The following is a 20,428-nucleotide window of genomic DNA, read 5'->3' on the forward strand; positions in this document are numbered from 1 at the left end:
TTATCAAGACAAACCCGGCCTATTGCCAGGCCGGGTCGTCTCTTTTTCCGGTTCGAAGGCTCTTATTTGCCTTCAATCAGCTTCCGGCGCAGCCAGCCGGACGTCTGGTCCATCAGGATCACCACGACGATGGTGAGGATGATGATGTAGCTGGTGTTTTCCCAATCACGCGAGGTCTTCATGGTTTCCACCAGCAGGAGACCGATGCCCCCTGCCCCGAGCGCGCCGATAACGGTGGCCGACCGGGTGTTGGATTCCAGGTAGTAAAGCACCTGGGAGACGAAAACCGGCAGGATTTGCGGAATGACTCCATAGCGATACCGCTGGATTTGGTTGGCACCGGTCGCCCTGACGCCCTCAACCTGCTTGTTGTCGATGTTCTCAAGAGCTTCGGAAAACAGCTTGCCGAGCGAACCGGTGTCGGTGAAGGCGATTGCCAGCGCCCCCGTGAGCGGTCCGAGGCCGAAGGCCCGAATGAAGATCAGCGACCAGATCAACATGTCGATGCCGCGCAGGAAATCGAACAGGCGGCGCGTTCCGAACCGAAGCAGCTTCGACGGCGTGAAATTGCGCGCCGCCAGGAACGCCAGCGGCAGACCGAAGAACGCGGCCGTGAGTGTTCCGAGCACGGCCATCATGATGGTCTCGAACAGGGCGGTGAAGACCTTGCCGTGCTGCCAGTCGGGGTTTTCCAGGAACTCGTTGACAATGAACCACAGGTTCGATGTGTCCGGGTCCATGCGGTCGGAACTCAGCGCCAGCGCATAAAGCTGGCTGAAGGACATGCCGTGGAGCGGCGAGCGGAACGGGAACCAGAAGTTTTCCCAGCCGCCGAAGTAGTTGTGGACCTCGATCTTCGTCTTGGTGATCTGCAGGCGCCGGTCAAGCGTCGGGCGAACGTCGAGCTTGCGCGGGTCGACCTTGATCCAGTCGGGAGCCGGCCCTTCCGGCAGAACCGTTTCGACGCCCTTGGCGGTCGCGGTGCCCTCCACCACCCCGTACCCGGGAATGGTGAAAACCGCCGTCCTGCCGTCGATCTCGACCTGGTAGCCGTCGCCAAGGTCGACCACACCGTTTTCGCCGTTGAGCTGCACCCACTCGGGCACTTTCGCATTGTCATAGGTGGCGGTGCGTTCGCCTTCGATTGCGACTTCGAACTCGTTGCGCCGGAAATCCTTGGTGACGTGCACCTTGTAGGCAACGGAATCGGTTGCCAGGATCACGGCCCGCTCAGGCTGGGCGCGGGAGAGCAGTTCTGGCACGCCGAAAGCAAACCACGTATAGATGAGGTATGTGAGGATCGCGAGCGGTACGGCCACGGTGATCAGCGCCCGCTGACGGACCTTGCTCCATACCAGATCCTGGGTGACGGGTGTTTCGAGCGTATCGACGGTCATGAGAAATCCCCTCAATGCGCCCGGCCGGAGCCAACCAGCTTGCCGCGCAGATAAGACGAAAGCTGGTCGATGGCCATGATGGTGATGAACAGAAGGACGAAGATCGCGGCGGTTTCATCGCCTGCGCCCTTGCCCCAGCCGATGGTGCGACGCAGCTCCTGGCCGATACCACCGGCGCCGACGAAGCCGAGAATGGCCGATGCCCGCACATTGATTTCCAGGCGCAGCAGGAAGTAGCTGAGATAGTTCGGGGCGACCTGCGGCAGCACCGCAAAGCGGATGCGCTGCAGCCAACTGGCCCCGCACGCCGACAGGCCCTCAATGGGCTTGCGGTCGATGTTCTCGTTCACTTCGGAAAAGAGTTTGCCGAGCGCCCCGGCAGTGTGAAAGGCAACTGCGATCATGGCCGGCACCGGACTGGAGCCGAGCACGAAGATCAGGAAAAGGGCTATGATCAGTTCGGGAAAGGCGCGCGTGATGTCCATGATGCGGCGGACAACCGGGATCAGCGGTCCCCAGCTATCGACATTGCGTGTAGAGGCCATGGCCAGCACCACCGCCATCGCGCCGCCCAGGAGGGTCGCAACCGCGGCAATGTTCAAGGTTTCCAGCATTGCCGGAACGAACTGCAGTATCAGCGAGAAAAACGCCGGTCCGGCGTCAATGGCTTCAAGGACGATCTCGCCCGGATAGTCGAAGAACTTGGACAGGCCCTGAATGAACCCGCCGGAATTCATCGCATTGGATTTCGAATATCCGGAGACCAGAACCGCGACGACCAGCAACAGCCCTATCAACGAATAGAGCTGGCGGCGTTTGCGCATGGACAGGATTTCCTGCTCGAGTGCGGCAACAGCCATTGTTTGGAACCTTTACTTGATGCTCGCTTCAACCGGAGCGGGGTGGCGGTGCAGGCTAAACCCTGCCGCGCCCAGGCCCTTCGGGCGGTGTTGAGGTCCGTTGCCGGTCCTCAGGACAAAACGCGGGCCGTAAACCGGCCCGCGCAGAGTTCGAATTCGACGATTACTCGCTCTTTGCCTTGCGGGCAGCGACGATCGACTCGTAAGCTTCATGGGAGATCGGCTCGAAACCGCGTGCTTCACCGGCCATGACGCCATAAGCGCATTCCTGGTCATCCTTGACGAGGTTGGCCATCAGTTCGGTCATCTTCGCCTTGACGTCGTCCGGCAGTTTCTTGGACAGAACAACCGGGCCTTCCGGGATTACCGGCGAACGCCAGATTTCCTTGATCTCGGTCATGTCGACCAGACCGGCATCGGTTGCCTTGCGCAGCGCACCGGAGTTGTAGCCGTCTTCCCATTCGCCGAGACCGTCAGCCCAGGTCACACCGGCATCGATGTCGCCGTTGAACACGGCAACGATGGTCTGCTCGTGACCGCCAGTGAAGACGACGTCGGAAAAATACTCGCCCGGCTTCATGGAGTAGCCGAGTTTCGGGATTTCGATGGACGGGATCAGGTAGCCGGACGTGGAGTTCGGGTCACCGAAGCCAAAGGTCTTGCCCTTCATGTCTTCAAGGGAATTGATCTCGCTGTCGACGCGGGCAAAACCGATGGAGTAGTAACCGTAGCTGCCATCGTTGTTGACCTTGACGAGAACCGGCTCAACGGCTTCCGGGTCGGTCAGGAAGACTTTGGCATAGCCGGAAGCGCCCAGCCACGCCATGTCGAGGTTGCCGCCCAGCAGGCCTTCGATAACGCCATTATAGTCAGCGGGAGCGAACAGCTTTGTGGGAACGCCGAGCAGTTCCTCGGTCTTTTCACGCAGGCATTCGTTGGCACGCAGACGGTCGGAAGCGTTTTCGCCGCCGAGCAGGCCGATACGGAATTCCGTGATTTCCGCTGCACCGGCAGCAGAAGCGTTCAGGGCAATCATGCTGACGGCAGCAAGCGCAGCAACTTTAGCAACGAGTTTCATTTGGGACACTCCCCGAGAGTTCTCAATATTGATGACGTTAAGCGGGTGCGCAGGCGGATCAGACCGCTGCTGCCGCCGGGGTCATCGCACCGGCGGATTCTCTGGAACCGGACTGGCCGGCATCGATGGCGGTGGACGTTGCCGCCTCGTTAAAACTCTCATCGGCACCGTAGATTTCGCGTGCGACAGCCGTGGTCAGTGCTTCCGGAGCCCCGTCGAACACGAGGAAACCGTCGCGCATGCCAATCACCCGGTCGCAATAGGTCCGGGCGGTGTCGAGCGTGTGCAGGTTGCAGATGACGATCTTGTTGTCGCGCTCATGAATTTCGCGCAGCGCATCCATGACGATCTTGGCATTCATCGGATCAAGCGAAGCAATCGGCTCGTCCGCCAGGATCATGTGCGGGTCCTGCATCAGTGCGCGGGCAATGGCGACGCGCTGCTGCTGACCGCCGGACAGTTCCTCGGCCCGTTTGGTGGCTTCCTGGGCAATGCCCAGCCTGTCGAGCGCAGCAAGCGCGGAACTGACGTCTTCCTGGCTGAAGATGTTGAAGAGGCTTTTCAAGGTACCGTGACCGTTGAGACGGCCCAGCATCACGTTGGTCACCACATCCAGGCGCGGAACCAGGTTGAACTGCTGGAACACCATCGCGCAATCGCGCTGCCAGCGGCGCATCATGCCGCCCTTCAGACCGAGAATGTCACGGCCCTCAAACAGGATCTGCCCGGAGCTTGCAGGCGTCAGCCGGTTGATCATGCGCAGCAGCGTGGACTTGCCGGCACCGGACCGGCCGATGATCCCGACCATTTGCGGTTTTTCGATATTAAAAGTTACTTTGTTGACCGCGGTCCGAGACCCGAAGGTCTTGGTGACTTCCTGAAATTGAATCACGCGTCAGCCCTGTCCGTTGTGTTCTTTGTGCTGCGCGACAAGAGCCACCGGACGATTACAGAAAAATGACACTCCTTTGACGGGAAGCCTAAAATTTTATGACAAATCAATGACATCCCTGCCCAGGCAACAGGCAGACCGACCGTTGGAGGCAGAGATTCCGCAAGTCTCTCAGCACTTTCCGGGTGCAATTGTCATTCCGTTTGCCTGGTTAAAATCTGCTCAGAAATCCGTGCTCAAATTGACGGCAATCTCCCGCTCGTGGCCGTTTTCGCCTGCGGCGCCTCACACAAAAAAAGACAAGGAAGTCACCTCAACGTCATCAAAGCGTCATGACGGGCGACACTGACACGGCTAAAAGGCGGCTCTGCTGTCCTTACCACTATCGATGGAGCCCACATGTCCGCGCCGACCCAAAAGCCCGCCTTGAGCGAAGCCCCGAACATCCATCCGGACGCCAGGGTGCTGAACTGTGATCTTGGTATCTGGACCGAGGTCGGTGCACGCACAGAAATGCGCGAAAGCAGCATGGGGGACTATTCCTATATCGTACAGGAAGGTGACGTTGTCTGGTCGACCATCGGCAAGTTCTGTTCCATCGCCCGACGTGTGCGCATCAACCCGGGCAACCACGCAACCTGGCGCGCCTCCCAGCACCATTTCACCTATCGCGCGGCAGCCTATGACCTTGGCGACGACGACGCGGACTTCTTCCAGTGGCGCAAGGACGACTGGGTGACCATCGGCCATGACGTGTGGATCGGCCACAATGCGACAGTGCTTGCCGGCGTCTCCATCGGCACGGGGGCGATTGTCGCTGCCGGGGCCGTCGTTTCCAAGGACGTCGCGCCCTACACTGTTGTCGGTGGTGTGGCCGCCAGGGAAATCAAACGGCGCTTCACAAAACAGCAGGAACAGGCGCTGATCGATATTTCCTGGTGGGACTGGAACCATGACGAGCTGAAGCAGCGGCTTCCGGACTTTCGCAAGTTGTCCATCGACGAATTCATCGAGAAATACAGCTAATCCTGCCAATGAAAGGGGCACGGCCACATTTGGCCCTGCCGCCGTTTCCCGCTGCCCAAAGAGCCAGGAACGCGTTACACTTGTCGCATGCGAACAGAAACCGCCGTTCTTGAAAGCAGTCTTGGCCCGTCACTCCGGCGCTGGCGCGTGCTGAACCGGGTTAAACAGGAAGCCCTGGCTCTCGAGCTCGGCGTCTCGCAGACGCGGATTTCGCGCTGGGAGAGCGGCAAAGTGCAGCCGAGCGGCAACGACAGGGCGAAAATCACCCGCTTGCTGCGCGCCCGTCCGCAGAGCGCCGCAGACAATGCCCTTCTCGATCTCGTGTCCCGGTCCGCTGTTCCCGTGCATCTGGTGTGCGACCTGACACACAGACTGCTGGCCATGTCCGCCCCGCGTGCCTGCGAATGGCGCGCCCCGGTGAGCGAGTTTCTCAACCGTCCCCTGTGGCGCTTTGCGTCCGAAGGCATAAGGGCAACCGAGCACCGGCTAGCTGACTATGGCTGGTTCGAGCCGGACGCCCCGGACATTGTCTACAGGACGGAACATGTCGATTTTCCGGAAATGACCATTCCGGAGAGCACCATCCGGATATCGCGCCTGCCGCTGTCCGACGGACGTTTTGCCCGCCTTGTCCGCGAGGAGCTGCCAGGCGGGTAAGCCGGCGCGTATTGCTGGCGCATAAATTATGCGAAACATCGCCCGCCCCGGTGGCCCGTCCTAATCTGGCCACCATGACAAACATCCCTCCTTCCCTCGATTTTCCGGAAATTTCGCCGGACAGACTGACCGGTCTGCTGGAGTTTCTGCAATCTGCCGAGCAGCTTAAAGACACGCTTCGCTCGGGCACGACCGCCAGCGGTCGCCCCGAAAGCACAGCCGAACACAGCTGGCGGCTTGCCTTGATGGTTCTTCTGTTCGAACAAGAGCTGAAGAACATCGACTTGCTCAAACTCCTGAAGCTGACACTGGTACATGATCTCGGCGAAGCCATTTCGGGAGATGTTCCCGCCCCCTTCCAGACGCCCGGCGACAACCGGCAGGAACGGGAACGGCAGGACTTTCTGACCCTGTGCGCCCCACTGCCGGCAGACATGGCTGAAGAGCTGCTTTCCCTTTGGGATGAATATGCAGCAGCAGAAACGGCGGAGGCTCGAATTGCCAAGGCGTTCGACAAGCTGGAAACCATGCTTCAGCACGTTCTTATGCCGCGGCAGGAGTCCTCTTTTTACGCTTTCAACCTGGGCTACGGCGTTGATCGCACCTATTGCAGCGCCCTTACGCGCCAGATCCGGGCCAAGGTCGATGGGTTGACCCGGGCCTTGATGGAGGATGCGGGCCGGGAAAGCGCCTGAACGTCCCTTCATTTCCGGCTTGGACAACCTCGCTGCTTACCGAACAATCTTCCGACAGGAACAGGCAGGTTCTTATTTGCCGCGATTGGGTTTACGCTTGCCGATGTGCCAGTCACACACTGCCGGAGGAAGCAGCATGTACACTATCCTGCCCCGCAGCCAGGGTGCCGTTCTCGGGGTTGAAATTTCCGGAAAAGTCGATGTTGATCAGGAAAAGAGCCTGATCGCCAAGGCCGAAGAACTGATCGAGGAACAGGGCAAGATCAGCGTGCTGGTCGTTATGGGCGATCATGTCGGCGTGTCCTTCGAGGCTGCGAAGGAGGACATCAGATGGGTGCTGGCCAACATGCAGCACCTCAACAAGATCGCCATCGTGACGGACAGCAAGTTGCTGGCCGCCCTTGTTGCGATTGACGCGACATTCGCAAAGATGCTCGGTATTCAGGAAAAACACTTCGACCGGGACGAAATCGACATTGCCTGGCACTGGGTCGAAAGTCCGGCCTGAAGCCTTACGGCAAATAGCTCCGGCCACTATCGCTTTCCCGACTGCCCCGCCCCTGGAGCCGATCAGATCAGGCTTCTGCGATGATTAGCGCGATCAGGCATCGACGAGCTGCTCTTCGCTCAGGAAGGCGACCTGTTTCACCTGACCTTCCCTCACCTCGATCATCTGGCCCTGAGGGACCTCCATCCAGCAGCCGCGGGCTTCGTCCAGTGGTTCTGAGACCACCATCACGCCGTCGTCATAGACGCGGTAATAGAGCGTCGGCGCGAAGTTGTCCGACGCGTAGCGGGCGGCATAGAGCGTCTCCCCATCCGACCAGCCGGCGGCAAAACGCATATGCGGCGTCGTACCGGCGTATTTGGAAAGAGCCTCGGCCTCGAACACCGCTCTGGCCATGGCCGCCCGCGGGTGCTGATTGAGGCCGTAGGCGAGCGCGACCAGAAACAGGCTTTCGCTGTCGGTGCCGCCGATGCGGTCGCGGTAGAGGTCGTCCGGGATCATGTTGTCGAGACGGCGGCGCACCTTGTCGTAGCCGCCGACCTGGCCGTTGTGCATGAAGGTCCAGCGCTGAAACGTGAACGGGTGGCAATTGTCCCGCGTTGTCGCTGTTCCCGTGGACGCGCGCACGTGGGCCAGAAAGTGGCGCGAGCGTATGTGTTTGGCAATCTGCAACAGATTCGGATCCGACCAGGCCGGCCGCACGTCCTTGTAGACGCAGGGCGTTTCCCGGTCGCCATACCAGGCGACGCCGAACCCGTCGGCGTTGACGGATGTCTTGCAGGAAAGTGCGTTACGGCTCTGGTCAATCAGCGAATGCGCGGGATCGCAGATGACTTCTTCCAGATACTTCGGAGCTCCGCTCCAGGCAGCCCAGCGGCACATGTCGACTTGGTGTCCTTCAAGCGGCGTCTTGCATCGCCTTGAACCGGGCCGTGGCTTGGTCGCACGCGTAACGGTCCGCGGCCGGATAGGGATGCAACGCCAGATCTTCGACGGCAGCAATGATCCTGTCCGCCTTGTCTACTGTCATGAGCACCGAAAAATTGAGCCGTGTCCAGCCGGGTTTCTTCAGTTCTTCACCGGAAAGAATACCGGACCGCAGCGCTTCGGACTGTTCCGGACCGATATCCAGCAGCCGGTGGGCGTAAGGCCCCGCGCAGGCGCAACCGCCACGGGCCTGGATGCCATAAAGGTCCGACAGCATGCGGGTGACAAGCTGCTGGTGGACATAGCCCCCGCGCTCCAGATCCCGTACCCGAAACGAGAACACCGGCAGCACATTGCGAGCCTTGTCGTTGCCGAGAATTTCAATCGCCGGATTGTCGCGCCAGACGGCCAGAGCCCTGGCCCGCCAGGCGGCATTCCGCTCATCCATCAACCGTTGTCCGATGGCTTCCTTGACCAGAAAGGCCAGGGCTGCGCGGATGTCACCAATGACGTTCGGCGTCCCGGCTTCCTCGCGGGCCGCAAGATTGCCGGAGTAGTCGTGAGCCCAGGGTGAGACGAAACGAACGGTACCGCCCCCCGGAAAGACCGGGGTCGCCTTGCTGACGGCCGCCTTGCGCACGATCATGACACCGGAGGCGGCAGGCCCGCCGATGAACTTATGCGGTGAGACGACGACAGCGTCCTTCTGAGCATCCGTCCCGGCTTTCATGTCGATCGGCAGGTAAGGACCCGAGCCGGCGCAGTCCCAGACGCTGAGAGCGCCGTAGCGCTTCAAGAGACGCGTAACCGCTTCGTCGTCGGTAACGATGCCGGTGACGTTGGACATCATCGAAAACGCCCCAACAATGAGGCGGCCGGAGCCTGCATTGCGCAGCACCTCTTCCAGTTCGGCAAGATCGGGACCTCCCGTCTCTGCTTCGTCAATCTCGATGACCTCGGCTCCGCTTTCCCGCCAGGGAAGAATGTCTGAATGATGCTCGTAGGGTCCGATGACAACGAGCGGCTCTTCACCGCGCTCAGCAGCAGCGGAAACGCCAAGAAGATGCACCAGCCGGTTGAGCCCTGCGGTGGCGCCAGAGCCGCAGAAGACCGTCGCGTAGCCTTCGTCAGCCCCGCAGATTCGTGCGATTTCAGACCGCGCCGCCTCGCGCATCCGCGTCATGGCGCTGCCGCAGTAGGACGCTTCCGTGTGGCTGTTCGCGTAGACCGGCAGGATTTCTCCCAGAACGAATTCCTCGATCTGGCGCAGGGCCCGTCCGGAGGCAACGTAGTCGGCATAGATGAGTTCCCGTTCACCGAACGGTCCGGAAATGGATGCTCCCTCGCCGATCAATCCCGCCCGAAGGCGGGAGATAAGGTCCGGGGCTTTCAGATCATCGATGAAATGATCGAGTGCCGTACCAGTTTTTTGGGTCATCATATGCTCCGAAACGACTTTTCCGGATCATACGACCACTTTTAGTGAGATTTCTTCACCTATTTCAATTGTCCCGTTTCTAATTTTGTGTCATTTGATCTAATATGGAGAAAAAATTCGATCATATTGACCGTGCGCTGTTGCGCGCCCTTCAACGGGATGCCCGCCTGTCGCAAAGAGACCTTGCAGACAAGGTTGGCCTTTCCCAGAACGCTTGCTGGCGCCGGTTGAAAACGCTCTATGACAGCGGCTTGATCGAAGGGCACACGATTCGCCTGGATCCGGCCCGGCTTGGACTGAACCTTACCGTCTTCGTGATGATCCGGACCCGGCACCACTCCAAGGAGTGGCTGGAAACGTTCCGCAGTGAAGTCGTGGCCATTGCGAACGTGATCGATTTCTACCGGATTGCCGGCGACTACGACTACATGCTGAAAGTGGTGGCCGAAGACATGAATGCCTTCGACCGGGTGTATCAGCGCCTGATCGAGAAGGTCGACCTGGACACGGTCACGTCCTACATGACCATGGAATCGATCGCGGATGCCCGCGATCTTCCGATTTAGCTAATTTTTCTCAAATTGAGTTATGCAATTTAAACTTACTTCAGAAAAACTTATCAATCTCGGAATTACGAAAAAATCCGCCAAGCATATTATTATTAATTTTAATACCCAAAGGAGGTTTCCTCGAGTTTTTACCCTCAATTCGAGGTTGAAAACTATCATCAAACTCCTCAAGGACTTTCAGACTTCCCAAAATCCCTCCGATATTTACATCGAAATCCTCGAATCTGCTCAATGTTTCATCACCCACGCCAGCCAAGCAGTTCTGTACTGACCGAATATCTTCTCTGAAAAAATGGAATTTTTCAGCAATTAGCCAGCCCCATCGTTCAAACGCACTCCCTCTGTTAAGCTGCACAGCGTTAACAAGAAGGCTGACATAAGGATCTTCAACTTTAGAGAATGCGTCTACTGACCTTCGGTAACAGATCAGGCTTTGCTCCATAGTCGTGCGGCTGCGTGTCACCATGGCGCAGGCGGATAGTAAATTCCCTGCCTCTGAAAACACGGACCCTTGTATTACAGCGGGCTCATCATTGAGATCATCTGATCCAGTCGCGCTATAAACACAGCTAGAAACTAATTCAGCTTTATCAGGATTATTAATCTGAACCGTAGCATCAGCCCGAGTCGCCTCATGAATAGCAACTAAGAAATGCTTAGCCCAGTTACTATGAACTTGCTTCCTTTTGGCAATATTTTCTATTGCTTTCCATAGTTGTATCTCAACGTCTTTATTTTCATCCTCTACGACCGCTTGGTCAGTTAGTCGCTCATTTCTTTGCTTCAATAGCCATGCGGCGGCTCGCTCTTTGCGAAGTTTAGCCGCTTCTGTTTTTTGGCGCACGGCATCTACGCCCCTCTCAAATGCCAAGGCCAACAAATTTTCCTTGGCGCGGGGAACCATTGCTGGTGGCACCTCAATTTGATCGATTGCTTCGTCGATTACATCGTCAATTTCTGACGTTGACTGCGAAGGCTCTGTCATTTTTCTATCCGGAGCTAGCCAGGTATTTATCTATTTCTCGACCTAAGCGCTTGTCGTACCTGTTTAAACTCGACGTAACCTCATTCACTAGGCCCTCAACAAGTTCATAACATCGGTCTCGAAACACATTCTCTGGGCTTTGATTTAGCCCGATTGTGTCTTCTTTCAATTTAATTCTTCGTAAAGCGCTCTTAACCTTTTGTGATTGCGCACTTTCTTCTGAGAACCCACTGACCATTCTCGAAACCTCGTCACATCGGCTTTTTACGGCTTCAGATTTCACATACTCCGACGACAGGAGGTCGGAGAACCCATCGTCATAGTCATAAAGGTATAAAAACCGCGCTAGCGAGCTTGCTCTTTTGAGAGCCTTAACTGGTTTGGCTTCGAGCTGTCTTTTGCATTCTTTTATCAAGAACACAAAATAAGCGAACAACTCACGCATGTCCAAAAGAGGCCAAACCTTTCCATTCAAACTGGCCTTTTCAAAAATTACCGCTTCCTGAAAAGAAAAGCTCTCCAGAGCGAGCCCAGCCTTTCTCAGGCCGGTTTGAGAAGGCAGGATCATGTTGGTGATTGGGATCGGTCCATATTTTTCTGAAAAACCTATAAAGTCAATTTTTGATCGGCATCCAGACAGCTCACTAAAGAAGCTTTCGTGTTCTGCCAATTTTTGATCGCGCTCCCCATTACACACATCTATTAGGTCAATATAAGGCGGCCGACGATCCGAAAACTGCTTCAACTCGATAGGAATAAGTCCATCATACTCCGCAAAAATCTTATTCTTAAATGCCTCAGGTATCATAGTACGATCATCGAAAACGTACTCAGCAATATCCACGTCCCCAATCTCTGGTACTTCAGAGGTTCGAACTGAAGTGCCGGAAAGACAAATACTGCTCTCGATACCAATTTTGGTCAATTCCGCGAAGTTGCAAAATTCCAAAAGCGTCTCATCGTCAGGAAATGACTCTACTAAAGGCCAAGGTATGACTACTCGCCAAACGTCGATTTCCTTTACAAGATATCCTACAGGTACATCAATCGAGGTGTAAATTTCCCTCTCAGAAATTTGGGCGAGCTCACAAAGCTGACGAGTTTGGTCTTCCAATATTGCTATTGCTTCCAAAGACTCATCACTAACAGCATCCATTTCTTCAGAAAGAACTCTGCTCATGACTTCAAATAAAACTTCGTGATAAATTGACTTGTTCATAACCAACACAATCGCACAATTCAGATATCCCTATCTTAGATAGTTAATCCAAATAATTGCAATCGATTTTCCGCAAAGATACGTTGGATGCTGGCACCGGGTATCACCGTCGGCGTCCGCCACCGCCAGGACGCTGTGCTCGCGCCTGCGGACGCGAGCGCTCGACATTGCGCTGACGATTGACCTGCCGGTTGCCGGCGGTTCTGGCCCGCTGGTCCCGGCTGAGATGTGCGGGAGCCTGGGGACGTGTTGCTGGACGGGTCGCCGGGCGCTGCACATTGGGTTTCTGGACGTTCGGCCGCTGGACACTGGGCCGCTGCACATTCGGCGTCTGTACATTGGGACGTTCCGCCGGCCGTTGCACAGTTGGCCGTTCCACATTCGGGCGTTGGACGTTCGGACGCTCGACATTCGGGCGCTGACCTGCAGGCAGGTTGGTCGGGCGCTGAATGTTGGGACGGTTCTGAACCTTGTCGCCCAACGGCCTGTTGGCAAGCGCGGCTCCTGCGCCCGCACCAATTGCGCCACCTGCCAGACCGGCACCTATATCCCCGACACGGTCCTGGATCGCGTCGCGGGAGGGAGCAGCAACCTCTCCCCAGCGGCCGCCTTCGAACTTCTGCCATTTTTCGCCATCCCGGCGATAAACGCTTCCATCCCGGCCGGCAAAGACATCACCCCGGCGATCAAGGTTGGCCACCTGGCCGAGATTGCCTTCCTTTTTCCAGCGCTGGACGGCGCCCGCCTGAAGATCACGCGTGCGCGACCATTCCGGCCCGCTCACCACCTTGCCTCCCCAGGAGCCGTAAATGCCTCTTGCTCCGCCAACCACGACACGATTGCCCGTACGCGGATTATAGGCACTGATGAAGCCGGCACTGCCGCGCGGCCCGCTGATGGCGGCACCGCGAATATAACCACCGGTACGGGGATTGTAGATGCCGCCACCGGCAATGCCGCGCAGCGGGCCATATGCATAACCATAGCGCCCGAAGGTACCCCGGACCGGGTTGTAGAACGCACCGATGCCATAGGTCACCGGACGTGGAAAATAGATCGGACGCAGACCCGGGCGGTACCAGGGCCGGTAATAGTATCCGGTGCCATAAACGAAGACACCCCACGACAGGAATCCGGCCAGATAGCCCATGGTATAACCGTACCAGACTGCTCCCGGCTCGCTGTCATAGATGCGCACATATGTGGTGTTGTAAACCGGGGAAGACGGCGGAATGGTGTAGATCTCGTCCGGTACGGCCGTTGCGACGGCAAACGGCCCCTGAGGGCTGTCGCCGACGAACCAGACACCATCCTGCAGCACATAATATTTCGCGCCGACCTGGATCACCTGGTCGCTGGTATTGACCGCGTAGGACATCGACGTGCCGTCGATCTTCTCAAATTCCGGATCCCCCGCGTAGGAAACATCCGCGCTGACGGAACCGACCTCGACACGGGCGGTCGTAGGAATGCTGGCCTTCAACCGGGCCTGAGAGGCCTCCGAGGTGCCCGGAATGGATGAGCGGACGGAATAATAAGGCGCGTCTTCCGGCAGGTTCTGGAAATCGGACGGCATGTCCGGCGTCGTGAAGGTCCATGGCCCCTGAAGCGAGTCAGACTTGAACCATCGTCCCGACACGAGAATGTACCAGGTGGACGTGGATTTCAGGAAGAACACATCGCTGTCGGTGTTGGAGGCCCATTCCAGATCGGTGCCTTCCACCGGCTCCAGCGCAGGCTCGCCATCAAAGACGATCATTTCGGCCGGTTTGTCGGAATAGATCACCTTTGGCGGTGTGTTGTCGGCAAACGGCTCCCCTGGAATTGCTTCCCGGGTTTCCTTCCAGTTGTCGTCGTCGGGCAGAGAGCCGATCAGCTCCGGCAGCTTGTCGACCGCTTGCCAACCGGCGGATACGTCCGTGGTTTTCATCCAGGACTTTTCATCACGAAGATAGAGCTCGCCGCTCTCGTCGATCTTCAGAATGTCCCAGTTGCTGTTGACCACGAAGCTGAGACCCTGGTCGCCCTTGACCGGTGCAAAAATGGGGGCGCCCTCGGTCTGGACGAGAATGGATGGCTCGGTGGAAATGAAAATTGGCGGCGCTTCCGAATTCAGGCCCTGGACATCGTCCATGCGCTTGTATTCGGCAAGGCCTGCAGTGATCCGATCCTCTTTCACGGTGATCGTACCGGTCGGCATGATCTTGCCGACCTGGAGGGACAGATCGGTAAGGGATTGCCGGTCCAGTGCGGAAAAATCCAGCTCCGTCACCTGGATCTGGTTGATGTCCACCTCGCTCTTGTCGGGGTCGGCCACGGTCACGCCGCTGACGCCAATCACACCGAACACCGGCTTGGCATCCTTGCCCTTGATGTATTCCGCGGCCACAAGCGCCTTCAGCGTCTTGAAATTGTCCCACTCGGTAAACTGCGGCTGGTAGAGCACCAGTGTCGCTCCGGCATCTGTCTGGAACGACCGGGGCCAGCCTGTTGTCTGTTCCGGTTCGCTGAGCTGCAGATACTGACCGCTGACGAAGCCGTTCTGGCCGTTGTAGCTGATGGAGCACCAAGCGCCGCTGTCGTCGCAGTTCTCCATTTCAACCTGCGTGCCGGAGGGCACGGTTCCGAGGGAACCGAAGTTTGTTCCAGGTCCTTGCCGGAAATTGACGTTGGCGGTTGTCAGGGCTGGCGCGGCAAGCACGCCATTGATGAAAACTGTTTGCAAAATCAGCGTTGAAGACAGAAGAACGGAAAGTGACTTACGCATTTGGACCTCCCAGGGGCTGGTTCGGCCAGCTCTGCCGATGTCGGTGCTTGTGTCTGCGCACGTTCGGGAACGGCTCCGCCCCGAAGCAAACTGAAAATCGTGGTAACGCCTATTCCCTGTGAGGGTCGTCACCATTAAATCTTACGTGGAGTGATATTCTATCCGCAAGATCACGTTGAAAAAAAACTACATTTCGACCAGGAGTTTACGGGAATGTTAAAGCGCTACGCTCTGCCAGCCTTTCTTGCAGGGATCATCTCCATCGGCGCGTTCCCGCCTGTCGCTCCCCAGAAGGCCTGGGCTGAGATCTTTTATTGCGAAAGCACGCGGACACCCAACGGCAGCGAGCCCTACTGCAACTTTCTGCTGTTCGACAAGGCGTTCACCCGCCACATGCAGGTGATTGTTGCGCAGGGAGCGCGCCGGGACATCGACGTCAACGGCCGCTACGACGTGTTTTGCGTCCTGGTTCAAAACCACAGGAACGTTCCGGACAATTTCGCCTACCGAAAGCAGCAGTGCAAAACGACGGACACGGGGCGAGAATACAAGGTACCGATCCGGGCCATCAACATGCGCCGCGGACGGGACGGCTTCAGTTCCAACAACGTTCAGTCCCTGTTGCCGAAGGAACGCTGGTAGCCCACGGGATCACAGCCGGATCAAACGAAAAAGGCCGGCGCAACACATGTCGCACCGGCCAGGGTTCCGGAAGGCAAGCCGCTTTTAACAGGCGACGGAAGAAAGCGTCTGAGCCCGCAGCGTGACGGCCTGCCCTGTGCGGGCTGACTGCTGCGCCGCCAGCCCCATTTCGACGGCCCGCCATCCATCTTCCAGCGTCACTTCAGGCGCCGGCTTTTCGCCGCGCACCACTGCAACGAAGCCTTCGTGCTGGTAGAAGGTCGAGCCGTTATGATCGCCCGCGTGGAGGATCAGTGGATCGACCGGAATGTCGATCTGGCGCGGGCCCTTGGGATACCGCGGCGACACGACAAGCTGGGGCACCGGCGGCTCGCCGAGGTGTTCGGGCCAGAAGCGGCCTGGGCCCGGCACGAAAGCTTCGATCTTGCCTTCCGGGCCGACGGCCGAAACCTCTTCCTGAAACCGGGCTCCTTCGGCAAACATGCAGAGTTCGAGCATGGCCCGGGCGCCATTTTCAAAGTCGACGATGACATAGCCATTGTCGAGGATATCCGGCTGCTCGCCGTTGTAGATCTCGTCCTTGTGGTTGGCATCCTGGCCTGCGGAGGCCATCACGCGGACGGGCTCGCATTTCATGATCAGCCGCATGAGATCGAAGAAATGGCAGCATTTCTCGACGAAGGTTCCACCGGAGTAGCGGTTGAAGCGGTTCCAGGCGCCGACCTTGTCGAGGAAGGGGAAGCGGTGTTCGCGGATGGTCAGCATCTTGATACCGCCGGTGGCCGTTTCCGCCTGTTCAATCAGCGCCGCGATCGGCGGCATGTAGCGATATTCCATCGCCACCCAAACTGGCGCCGGATAGGACGCCTTGAAAGCCTCAAGCTCGGCAACGTCCTTCGGATCGGTGAAGAGCGGTTTTTCCACGAGAAGCGGCAGCGGGCGCTTGCGGCGGATTTCTTCCATCTGCGGCACATGGCAGTGGTTCGGGCTGGCAATCAGAATGCAGTTGAGCTCTTCAACATCCAGCAGCTCCGAAATGGAACCGGCAAACCGTGCTCCGGGCGCAAATCTTGCCGCCTCTTCCGCCATCCCGGCGTCCGGCTCGAAGATCACCGTAACTTCGGTGTCCGGCAGCAGTGCGATGTTGCGCAGGTGCTCCTGCCCCATCATTCCGCAGCCAATGACGCCATATCTTACCTTTGCAGGCATTCAATCCTCCATGCGCGGTGGCATTCCCTGTCCACCTATTTCAAACGCTGCACGTAATGCGCCCTGTCCGTATCGAACCAGGTTCGCGAATATTCGACCGGCTTGGGCCGATCCGCCCAACTGAACCGTTCGATAAACCCTGTGAGAGTTCCCGCCGTCTTCTGAAAGGTCTCCGGCGTCCAGTCCGGCAACGCGCCGATGGTGACCCTGTCTTCCGCACGCACGATCCAGAACCCCAGATGTTTCTGGTAAAAGCGGTAGAGAGAATCGGACAGGAGTTCGCGGCGAACGAAGCCGGCGTCCCCGTCCAGCCAGATTTCCTCTACCGCGATCATCACATCGTTTAGAAACCTCAAACGCCGGATCCGGGTGCCTTCTGCGCTGGTGCCGAAGAGCGGCAGGTCGTCAGGCTTGTCCATGCGCTGCACTTCAAGAATGTCTGCCCTTGGCAGGCCGCCGCCCGTCAGAAGCTCCAGGCGGAACATGGCGTAGACGCTTTCATGCGTGCCGCCCTGGCGTATGTAATTTCCCGACCCCTGGATCCGCTCCAGTAAGCCCTTTTGCGTAAGGTCGGCAAGCGCCTTGCGCAGGGTTCCGATGGAGATCCCAAGCTCCTCCGCCATCTCCCGTTCCGGCGGCAAGCGCTCACCGTCGATCAGCCGTCCAGCCGCAATATCCCTGATCAAAAGCTCGCTTATCTGCACGTATAGCGGCAGCGCGGTCGAGGTTTGCGAGGCGGTTGACATGATGGTTCGAGGGTCTCGTTTTCAAAATTGATACACTATTGATTTACATCAAAACGGGTGATATGCAAGAAGAAATCGAACGCTAAATGAAGCCATTCGAAAACAAACGAAAATAGCGAAACCGGAACCGCGCCTCATTCGGCGATCTCGTGTTTCGCTATTCGACAAGATGGTTCAAGGGAGGCACTTCATGACCGTAGTCCCAGTCACGTCACCGGATCTCGATGCAGCGGAGGTATCCTGGTTCGCCGCATTGTGTTCCGACGACTACCAGTTTCTGGGCGTACCCGAAGGCCACCTGCGTTCCTCCTGGGAGCATTGCTCTTCCATCGTGAAGACAGCCGAGGAGCAGGGCTTCCGCAACATCCTGTGTCCGTCGTCCTATCAGGTCGGTCAGGACACACTGTCCTTCGTGGCCGGCTGCGCGCCGATCACAGACAAGATCAACCTGCTGGCGGCCGTCCGCTGCGGCGAGATGCAGCCGATCATGCTGGCACGCACCATTGCCACGCTGGACCACATGCTGGAAGGCCGACTAACGGTCAACATCATCTCGTCCGACTTTCCGGGCGAACAGGCCGACAGCAGCTACCGCTACCAGCGTTCGCGGGAAGTGGTGGAAATCCTCAAGCAGGCCTGGACCCAGGACGAGATCAACTACGAAGGCCAGATCTACAACTTCAAAGGCCTGACCACGGATCCGGTGCGTCCCTATCAGACCGGTGGTCCCTTGCTCTATTTCGGCGGGTACTCCCCCGATGCGCTGGACCTGTGCGGCCAGCATTGCGACGTCTATCTGATGTGGCCGGAAAAGGTGGAAGAACTGGAAGGCCGCATGAAGGCGGTCAACGCTGTTGCCGAAAAATACGACCGCACTCTCGACTATGGCCTGCGTGTGCACATGATCGTGCGCGACACGGAGAAGGAGGCGCAGGAATACGCGGACTGCATCGTCTCCAAACTCGATGACAACCAGGGAACGGCCATCCGCGAGCGGGCTCTCGATGCCAGGTCTCTTGGGGTGAGCCATCAGGCCAAAAACCGCGAGATCGCCGATGAATTCGGCTATATCGAACCGAACCTCTGGACGGGTGTCGGCCGGGCGAGATCCGGTTGCGGGGCAGCGCTGGTCGGATCAACCGATCAGGTGATGTCCAAGATCGAGGCCTATCAGAAGATGGGCATTCGCGCCTTCATCTTCTCCGGCTATCCGCATCTGGAAGAAGCCAAGCATTTCGGGTCGCGGGTTCTGCCGAACCTGAAGACCTGTTCCCTGCCGCACGCCTATGGCCGTGTCCCGGCTGAAACACCGGCAACGCCGCTCGGCAAAGGAGTGCGCCGCTAATGGATCGCGTGAAGCTTTCTGACACTCTTGAATTCTCCCGCCTGATCTACGGCATGTGGCGCATCGGCGACGACAGCGATACGTCAACTGCTTACGTGGAACGGAAGATCCAGACCTGTCTCGACCAGGGCATAACCACGTTCGACCAGGCAGACATCTATGGTGGATATACGGCGGAAGCCGTTCTGGGCGGTGCGCTTAAGGCCAATCCGTCCCTGCGCGGCCAGATGGAAATCGTCACCAAATGCGACATCGTCGCGCCGGCCGGGCGATATTCCGATGCCAAGGTGAAATATTACGACACCTCCCGCGCCCATATCGAAAAGTCGGTCGAGATGTCCCTCAAAGATATGGGCATCGAGACCATCGACCTGTTGCTGATCCATCGCCCGGATCCGTTGATGGACCATCATGAGACCGGGGCCACGCTCGACGACCTGGTCAAGAGCGGCAAGGTGCGTAACGTCGGCGTCTCCAACTTCCGCCCCTGGGACTGGGAACTGCTGCAGTCCGCCATGTCGAACCGGCTGGTAACCAACCAGATCGAGATCTCGCTGAAGGAAATCTCTCCCTTCACCAATGGCGACCTAGCATTTCACCAGCGCCTCGGCACCCGGCTGATGGCGTGGTCGCCTCTGGGTGGAGGCTCGCTGATTTCCGAAAGCGGACAGCTGGGCACCGTTATGGACGACATCGCCGCGCAGGCCGGTGTCGACCGGTCCGCCGTCGCTGTTGCCTTCCTGCTGGCACATCCGGCGCAGCTGCTGCCGGTCATGGGCACGAACAATCTGGAGCGCATTGCCCAGATCTCCGATGCGCTGAAAGTCAGCCTGGATCGCGAAACCTGGTACCGTCTTTACGAGGCGGCTCTTGGAACAGAGGTGCCATGATGACCATGCAGAATGCCAATCATACCGTTACCTTCGAACCCGATGCCGACAACACTCGCCTGTTGCGCGATGCGTTCAGCCGATTCGCCACCGGCGTTACCGTCGTGACGACCGGATCGGCCGACGGCCCTGTCGGCATTACCGCAAACAGTTTCTCGTCCGTCTCTCTGGAGCCACCGCTGGTGCTGTGGATGCCGGACAAGGGGGCGCGCAGGTTCCGCTACTTCGAAACCGCCGAACATTACGCCATCCACGTGCTGAGCCACGAACAGGCGGAAGTCTGCAACGGTTTTGTGCGCAACGCCCACGCCTTCGATCAACTCACCTACACGATCGACAGCAACGGTGTGCCGTTGATTGAGAACTGCCTCGCCCGTTTCGAGTGCAAGAGATTTACTGCCTATGAGGGCGGCGATCATCTGATCGTTCTCGGGCAGGTTCTGCAGGCAGAGATGCGCTCGGGAGAAGCCCTGACATTTTATGCAGGCAAACTTGGACAAATCGCTCCAAAGTAAGGGCGCAAAACGGGGCGGCAAACGGCCCGTCGTGGAGGAAAGTGACAGGCCTTCTGTTTCAGG

20 protein-coding genes are annotated in these 20,428 nt (G+C 58.0%); 9 read left to right on the forward strand and 11 right to left on the reverse strand.

Annotated features, from left to right (window positions below; all coding sequences use genetic code 11):
• Nucleotides 1–62 precede the first annotated feature (62 nt).
• The 4 genes from phnE (V1T76_RS11265) to phnC all read right to left on the reverse strand — a co-directional run bounded on the left by phnE (V1T76_RS11265) (nt 63) and on the right by phnC (nt 4,227).
• A complete protein-coding gene (gene phnE / locus V1T76_RS11265; RefSeq protein WP_330560750.1) occupies nt 63–1,397 on the reverse strand; it encodes a phosphonate ABC transporter, permease protein PhnE in 1,335 nt (444 codons plus the stop codon).
• An 11-nt stretch (nt 1,398–1,408) separates the two neighbouring features.
• Nucleotides 1,409–2,257 carry a phosphonate ABC transporter, permease protein PhnE gene (phnE, locus tag V1T76_RS11270; RefSeq protein WP_330560751.1) on the reverse strand — a complete coding sequence of 283 codons (849 nt, stop codon included), beginning with the start codon at nt 2,255–2,257 and terminating at the stop codon, nt 1,409–1,411.
• 163 nt (nt 2,258–2,420) lie between these two features.
• Nucleotides 2,421–3,335: a phosphonate ABC transporter substrate-binding protein gene (gene phnD / locus V1T76_RS11275; protein ID WP_330560752.1), complete on the reverse strand. Its 915-nt coding sequence runs from the start codon at nt 3,333–3,335 to the stop codon at nt 2,421–2,423.
• A gap of 58 nt (nt 3,336–3,393) precedes the next feature.
• Entirely contained in the window at nt 3,394–4,227 is an 834-nt protein-coding gene (gene phnC, locus V1T76_RS11280) for a phosphonate ABC transporter ATP-binding protein (RefSeq protein ID WP_330560753.1), read from the reverse strand.
• Between the two features lie 399 nt (nt 4,228–4,626).
• Here phnC and V1T76_RS11285 point away from each other — a divergent pair, with 399 nt between their 5' ends.
• From V1T76_RS11285 to V1T76_RS11300, 4 genes are all read left to right on the forward strand, one after another.
• Complete coding sequence (locus tag V1T76_RS11285; protein WP_330560754.1) at nt 4,627–5,253, forward strand: DapH/DapD/GlmU-related protein; 627 nt, start codon at nt 4,627–4,629, stop codon at nt 5,251–5,253.
• 87 nt (nt 5,254–5,340) lie between these two features.
• Nucleotides 5,341–5,910 carry a helix-turn-helix domain-containing protein gene (locus V1T76_RS11290; protein WP_330560755.1) on the forward strand — a complete coding sequence of 190 codons (570 nt, stop codon included), beginning with the start codon at nt 5,341–5,343 and terminating at the stop codon, nt 5,908–5,910.
• Between the two features lie 74 nt (nt 5,911–5,984).
• Nucleotides 5,985–6,605 (forward strand): HD domain-containing protein, encoded by a 621-nt coding sequence (locus tag V1T76_RS11295; RefSeq protein WP_330560756.1) that lies wholly within the window; start codon nt 5,985–5,987, stop codon nt 6,603–6,605.
• Nucleotides 6,606–6,741: 136 nt separating this feature from the next.
• Nucleotides 6,742–7,113, forward strand: a complete 372-nt coding sequence (locus V1T76_RS11300; RefSeq protein WP_330560757.1) for an STAS/SEC14 domain-containing protein — start codon at nt 6,742–6,744, stop codon at nt 7,111–7,113.
• A 93-nt stretch (nt 7,114–7,206) separates the two neighbouring features.
• Here V1T76_RS11300 and V1T76_RS11305 read toward each other — a convergent pair whose 3' ends face one another.
• Together V1T76_RS11305 and V1T76_RS11310 are read right to left on the reverse strand one after the other, a co-directional pair.
• On the reverse strand, nt 7,207–7,995 hold the full coding sequence (locus V1T76_RS11305; protein WP_330560758.1) for a class II glutamine amidotransferase: 789 nt from the start codon (nt 7,993–7,995) through the stop codon (nt 7,207–7,209).
• 16 nt (nt 7,996–8,011) lie between these two features.
• Complete coding sequence (locus V1T76_RS11310; RefSeq protein WP_330560759.1) at nt 8,012–9,481, reverse strand: aminotransferase class V-fold PLP-dependent enzyme; 1,470 nt, start codon at nt 9,479–9,481, stop codon at nt 8,012–8,014.
• 101 nt (nt 9,482–9,582) lie between these two features.
• Here V1T76_RS11310 and V1T76_RS11315 point away from each other — a divergent pair, with 101 nt between their 5' ends.
• On the forward strand, nt 9,583–10,044 hold the full coding sequence (locus V1T76_RS11315) for an Lrp/AsnC family transcriptional regulator (protein ID WP_330560760.1): 462 nt from the start codon (nt 9,583–9,585) through the stop codon (nt 10,042–10,044).
• A 40-nt stretch (nt 10,045–10,084) separates the two neighbouring features.
• Here V1T76_RS11315 and V1T76_RS11320 read toward each other — a convergent pair whose 3' ends face one another.
• From V1T76_RS11320 to V1T76_RS11330, 3 genes are all read right to left on the reverse strand, one after another.
• Nucleotides 10,085–11,032 (reverse strand): hypothetical protein, encoded by a 948-nt coding sequence (locus tag V1T76_RS11320; protein WP_330560761.1) that lies wholly within the window; start codon nt 11,030–11,032, stop codon nt 10,085–10,087.
• Between the two features lie 4 nt (nt 11,033–11,036).
• A complete protein-coding gene (locus V1T76_RS11325; RefSeq protein WP_330560762.1) occupies nt 11,037–12,251 on the reverse strand; it encodes a hypothetical protein in 1,215 nt (404 codons plus the stop codon).
• 103 nt (nt 12,252–12,354) lie between these two features.
• The gene (locus V1T76_RS11330; RefSeq protein ID WP_330560763.1) at nt 12,355–15,018 is read right to left on the reverse strand and encodes an SH3 domain-containing protein; all 2,664 of its coding nucleotides are present in this window, start codon (nt 15,016–15,018) and stop codon (nt 12,355–12,357) included.
• A gap of 213 nt (nt 15,019–15,231) precedes the next feature.
• Between V1T76_RS11330 and V1T76_RS11335 the strand changes: the two genes are divergently transcribed.
• A complete protein-coding gene (locus V1T76_RS11335; protein WP_330560764.1) occupies nt 15,232–15,660 on the forward strand; it encodes a hypothetical protein in 429 nt (142 codons plus the stop codon).
• 84 nt (nt 15,661–15,744) lie between these two features.
• Here the strand turns inward: V1T76_RS11335 and V1T76_RS11340 are convergent, their stop codons facing one another.
• Together V1T76_RS11340 and V1T76_RS11345 are read right to left on the reverse strand one after the other, a co-directional pair.
• Nucleotides 15,745–16,869 carry a Gfo/Idh/MocA family protein gene (locus tag V1T76_RS11340; RefSeq protein WP_330560765.1) on the reverse strand — a complete coding sequence of 375 codons (1,125 nt, stop codon included), beginning with the start codon at nt 16,867–16,869 and terminating at the stop codon, nt 15,745–15,747.
• Nucleotides 16,870–16,904: 35 nt separating this feature from the next.
• Nucleotides 16,905–17,615, reverse strand: a complete 711-nt coding sequence (locus V1T76_RS11345; RefSeq protein WP_330560766.1) for a GntR family transcriptional regulator — start codon at nt 17,613–17,615, stop codon at nt 16,905–16,907.
• A gap of 190 nt (nt 17,616–17,805) precedes the next feature.
• Here V1T76_RS11345 and V1T76_RS11350 point away from each other — a divergent pair, with 190 nt between their 5' ends.
• From V1T76_RS11350 to V1T76_RS11360, 3 genes are read left to right on the forward strand one after another with little or no spacing between them, the layout of a single operon-like run.
• A complete protein-coding gene (locus V1T76_RS11350) occupies nt 17,806–18,960 on the forward strand; it encodes an LLM class flavin-dependent oxidoreductase (protein WP_330560767.1) in 1,155 nt (384 codons plus the stop codon).
• Nucleotides 18,960–19,850 carry an aldo/keto reductase gene (locus V1T76_RS11355; RefSeq protein ID WP_330560768.1) on the forward strand — a complete coding sequence of 297 codons (891 nt, stop codon included), beginning with the start codon at nt 18,960–18,962 and terminating at the stop codon, nt 19,848–19,850. The genes V1T76_RS11350 and V1T76_RS11355 overlap by 1 nt, the downstream gene beginning before the upstream one ends.
• A complete protein-coding gene (locus V1T76_RS11360) occupies nt 19,847–20,365 on the forward strand; it encodes a flavin reductase family protein (RefSeq protein ID WP_330560769.1) in 519 nt (172 codons plus the stop codon). The genes V1T76_RS11355 and V1T76_RS11360 overlap by 4 nt, the downstream gene beginning before the upstream one ends.
• The last annotated feature ends 63 nt before the right edge of the window (nt 20,366–20,428 follow it).

It is taken from the genome of Roseibium sp. FZY0029, assembly GCF_036350355.1.
Lineage (GTDB): Bacteria > Pseudomonadota > Alphaproteobacteria > Rhizobiales > Stappiaceae > Roseibium.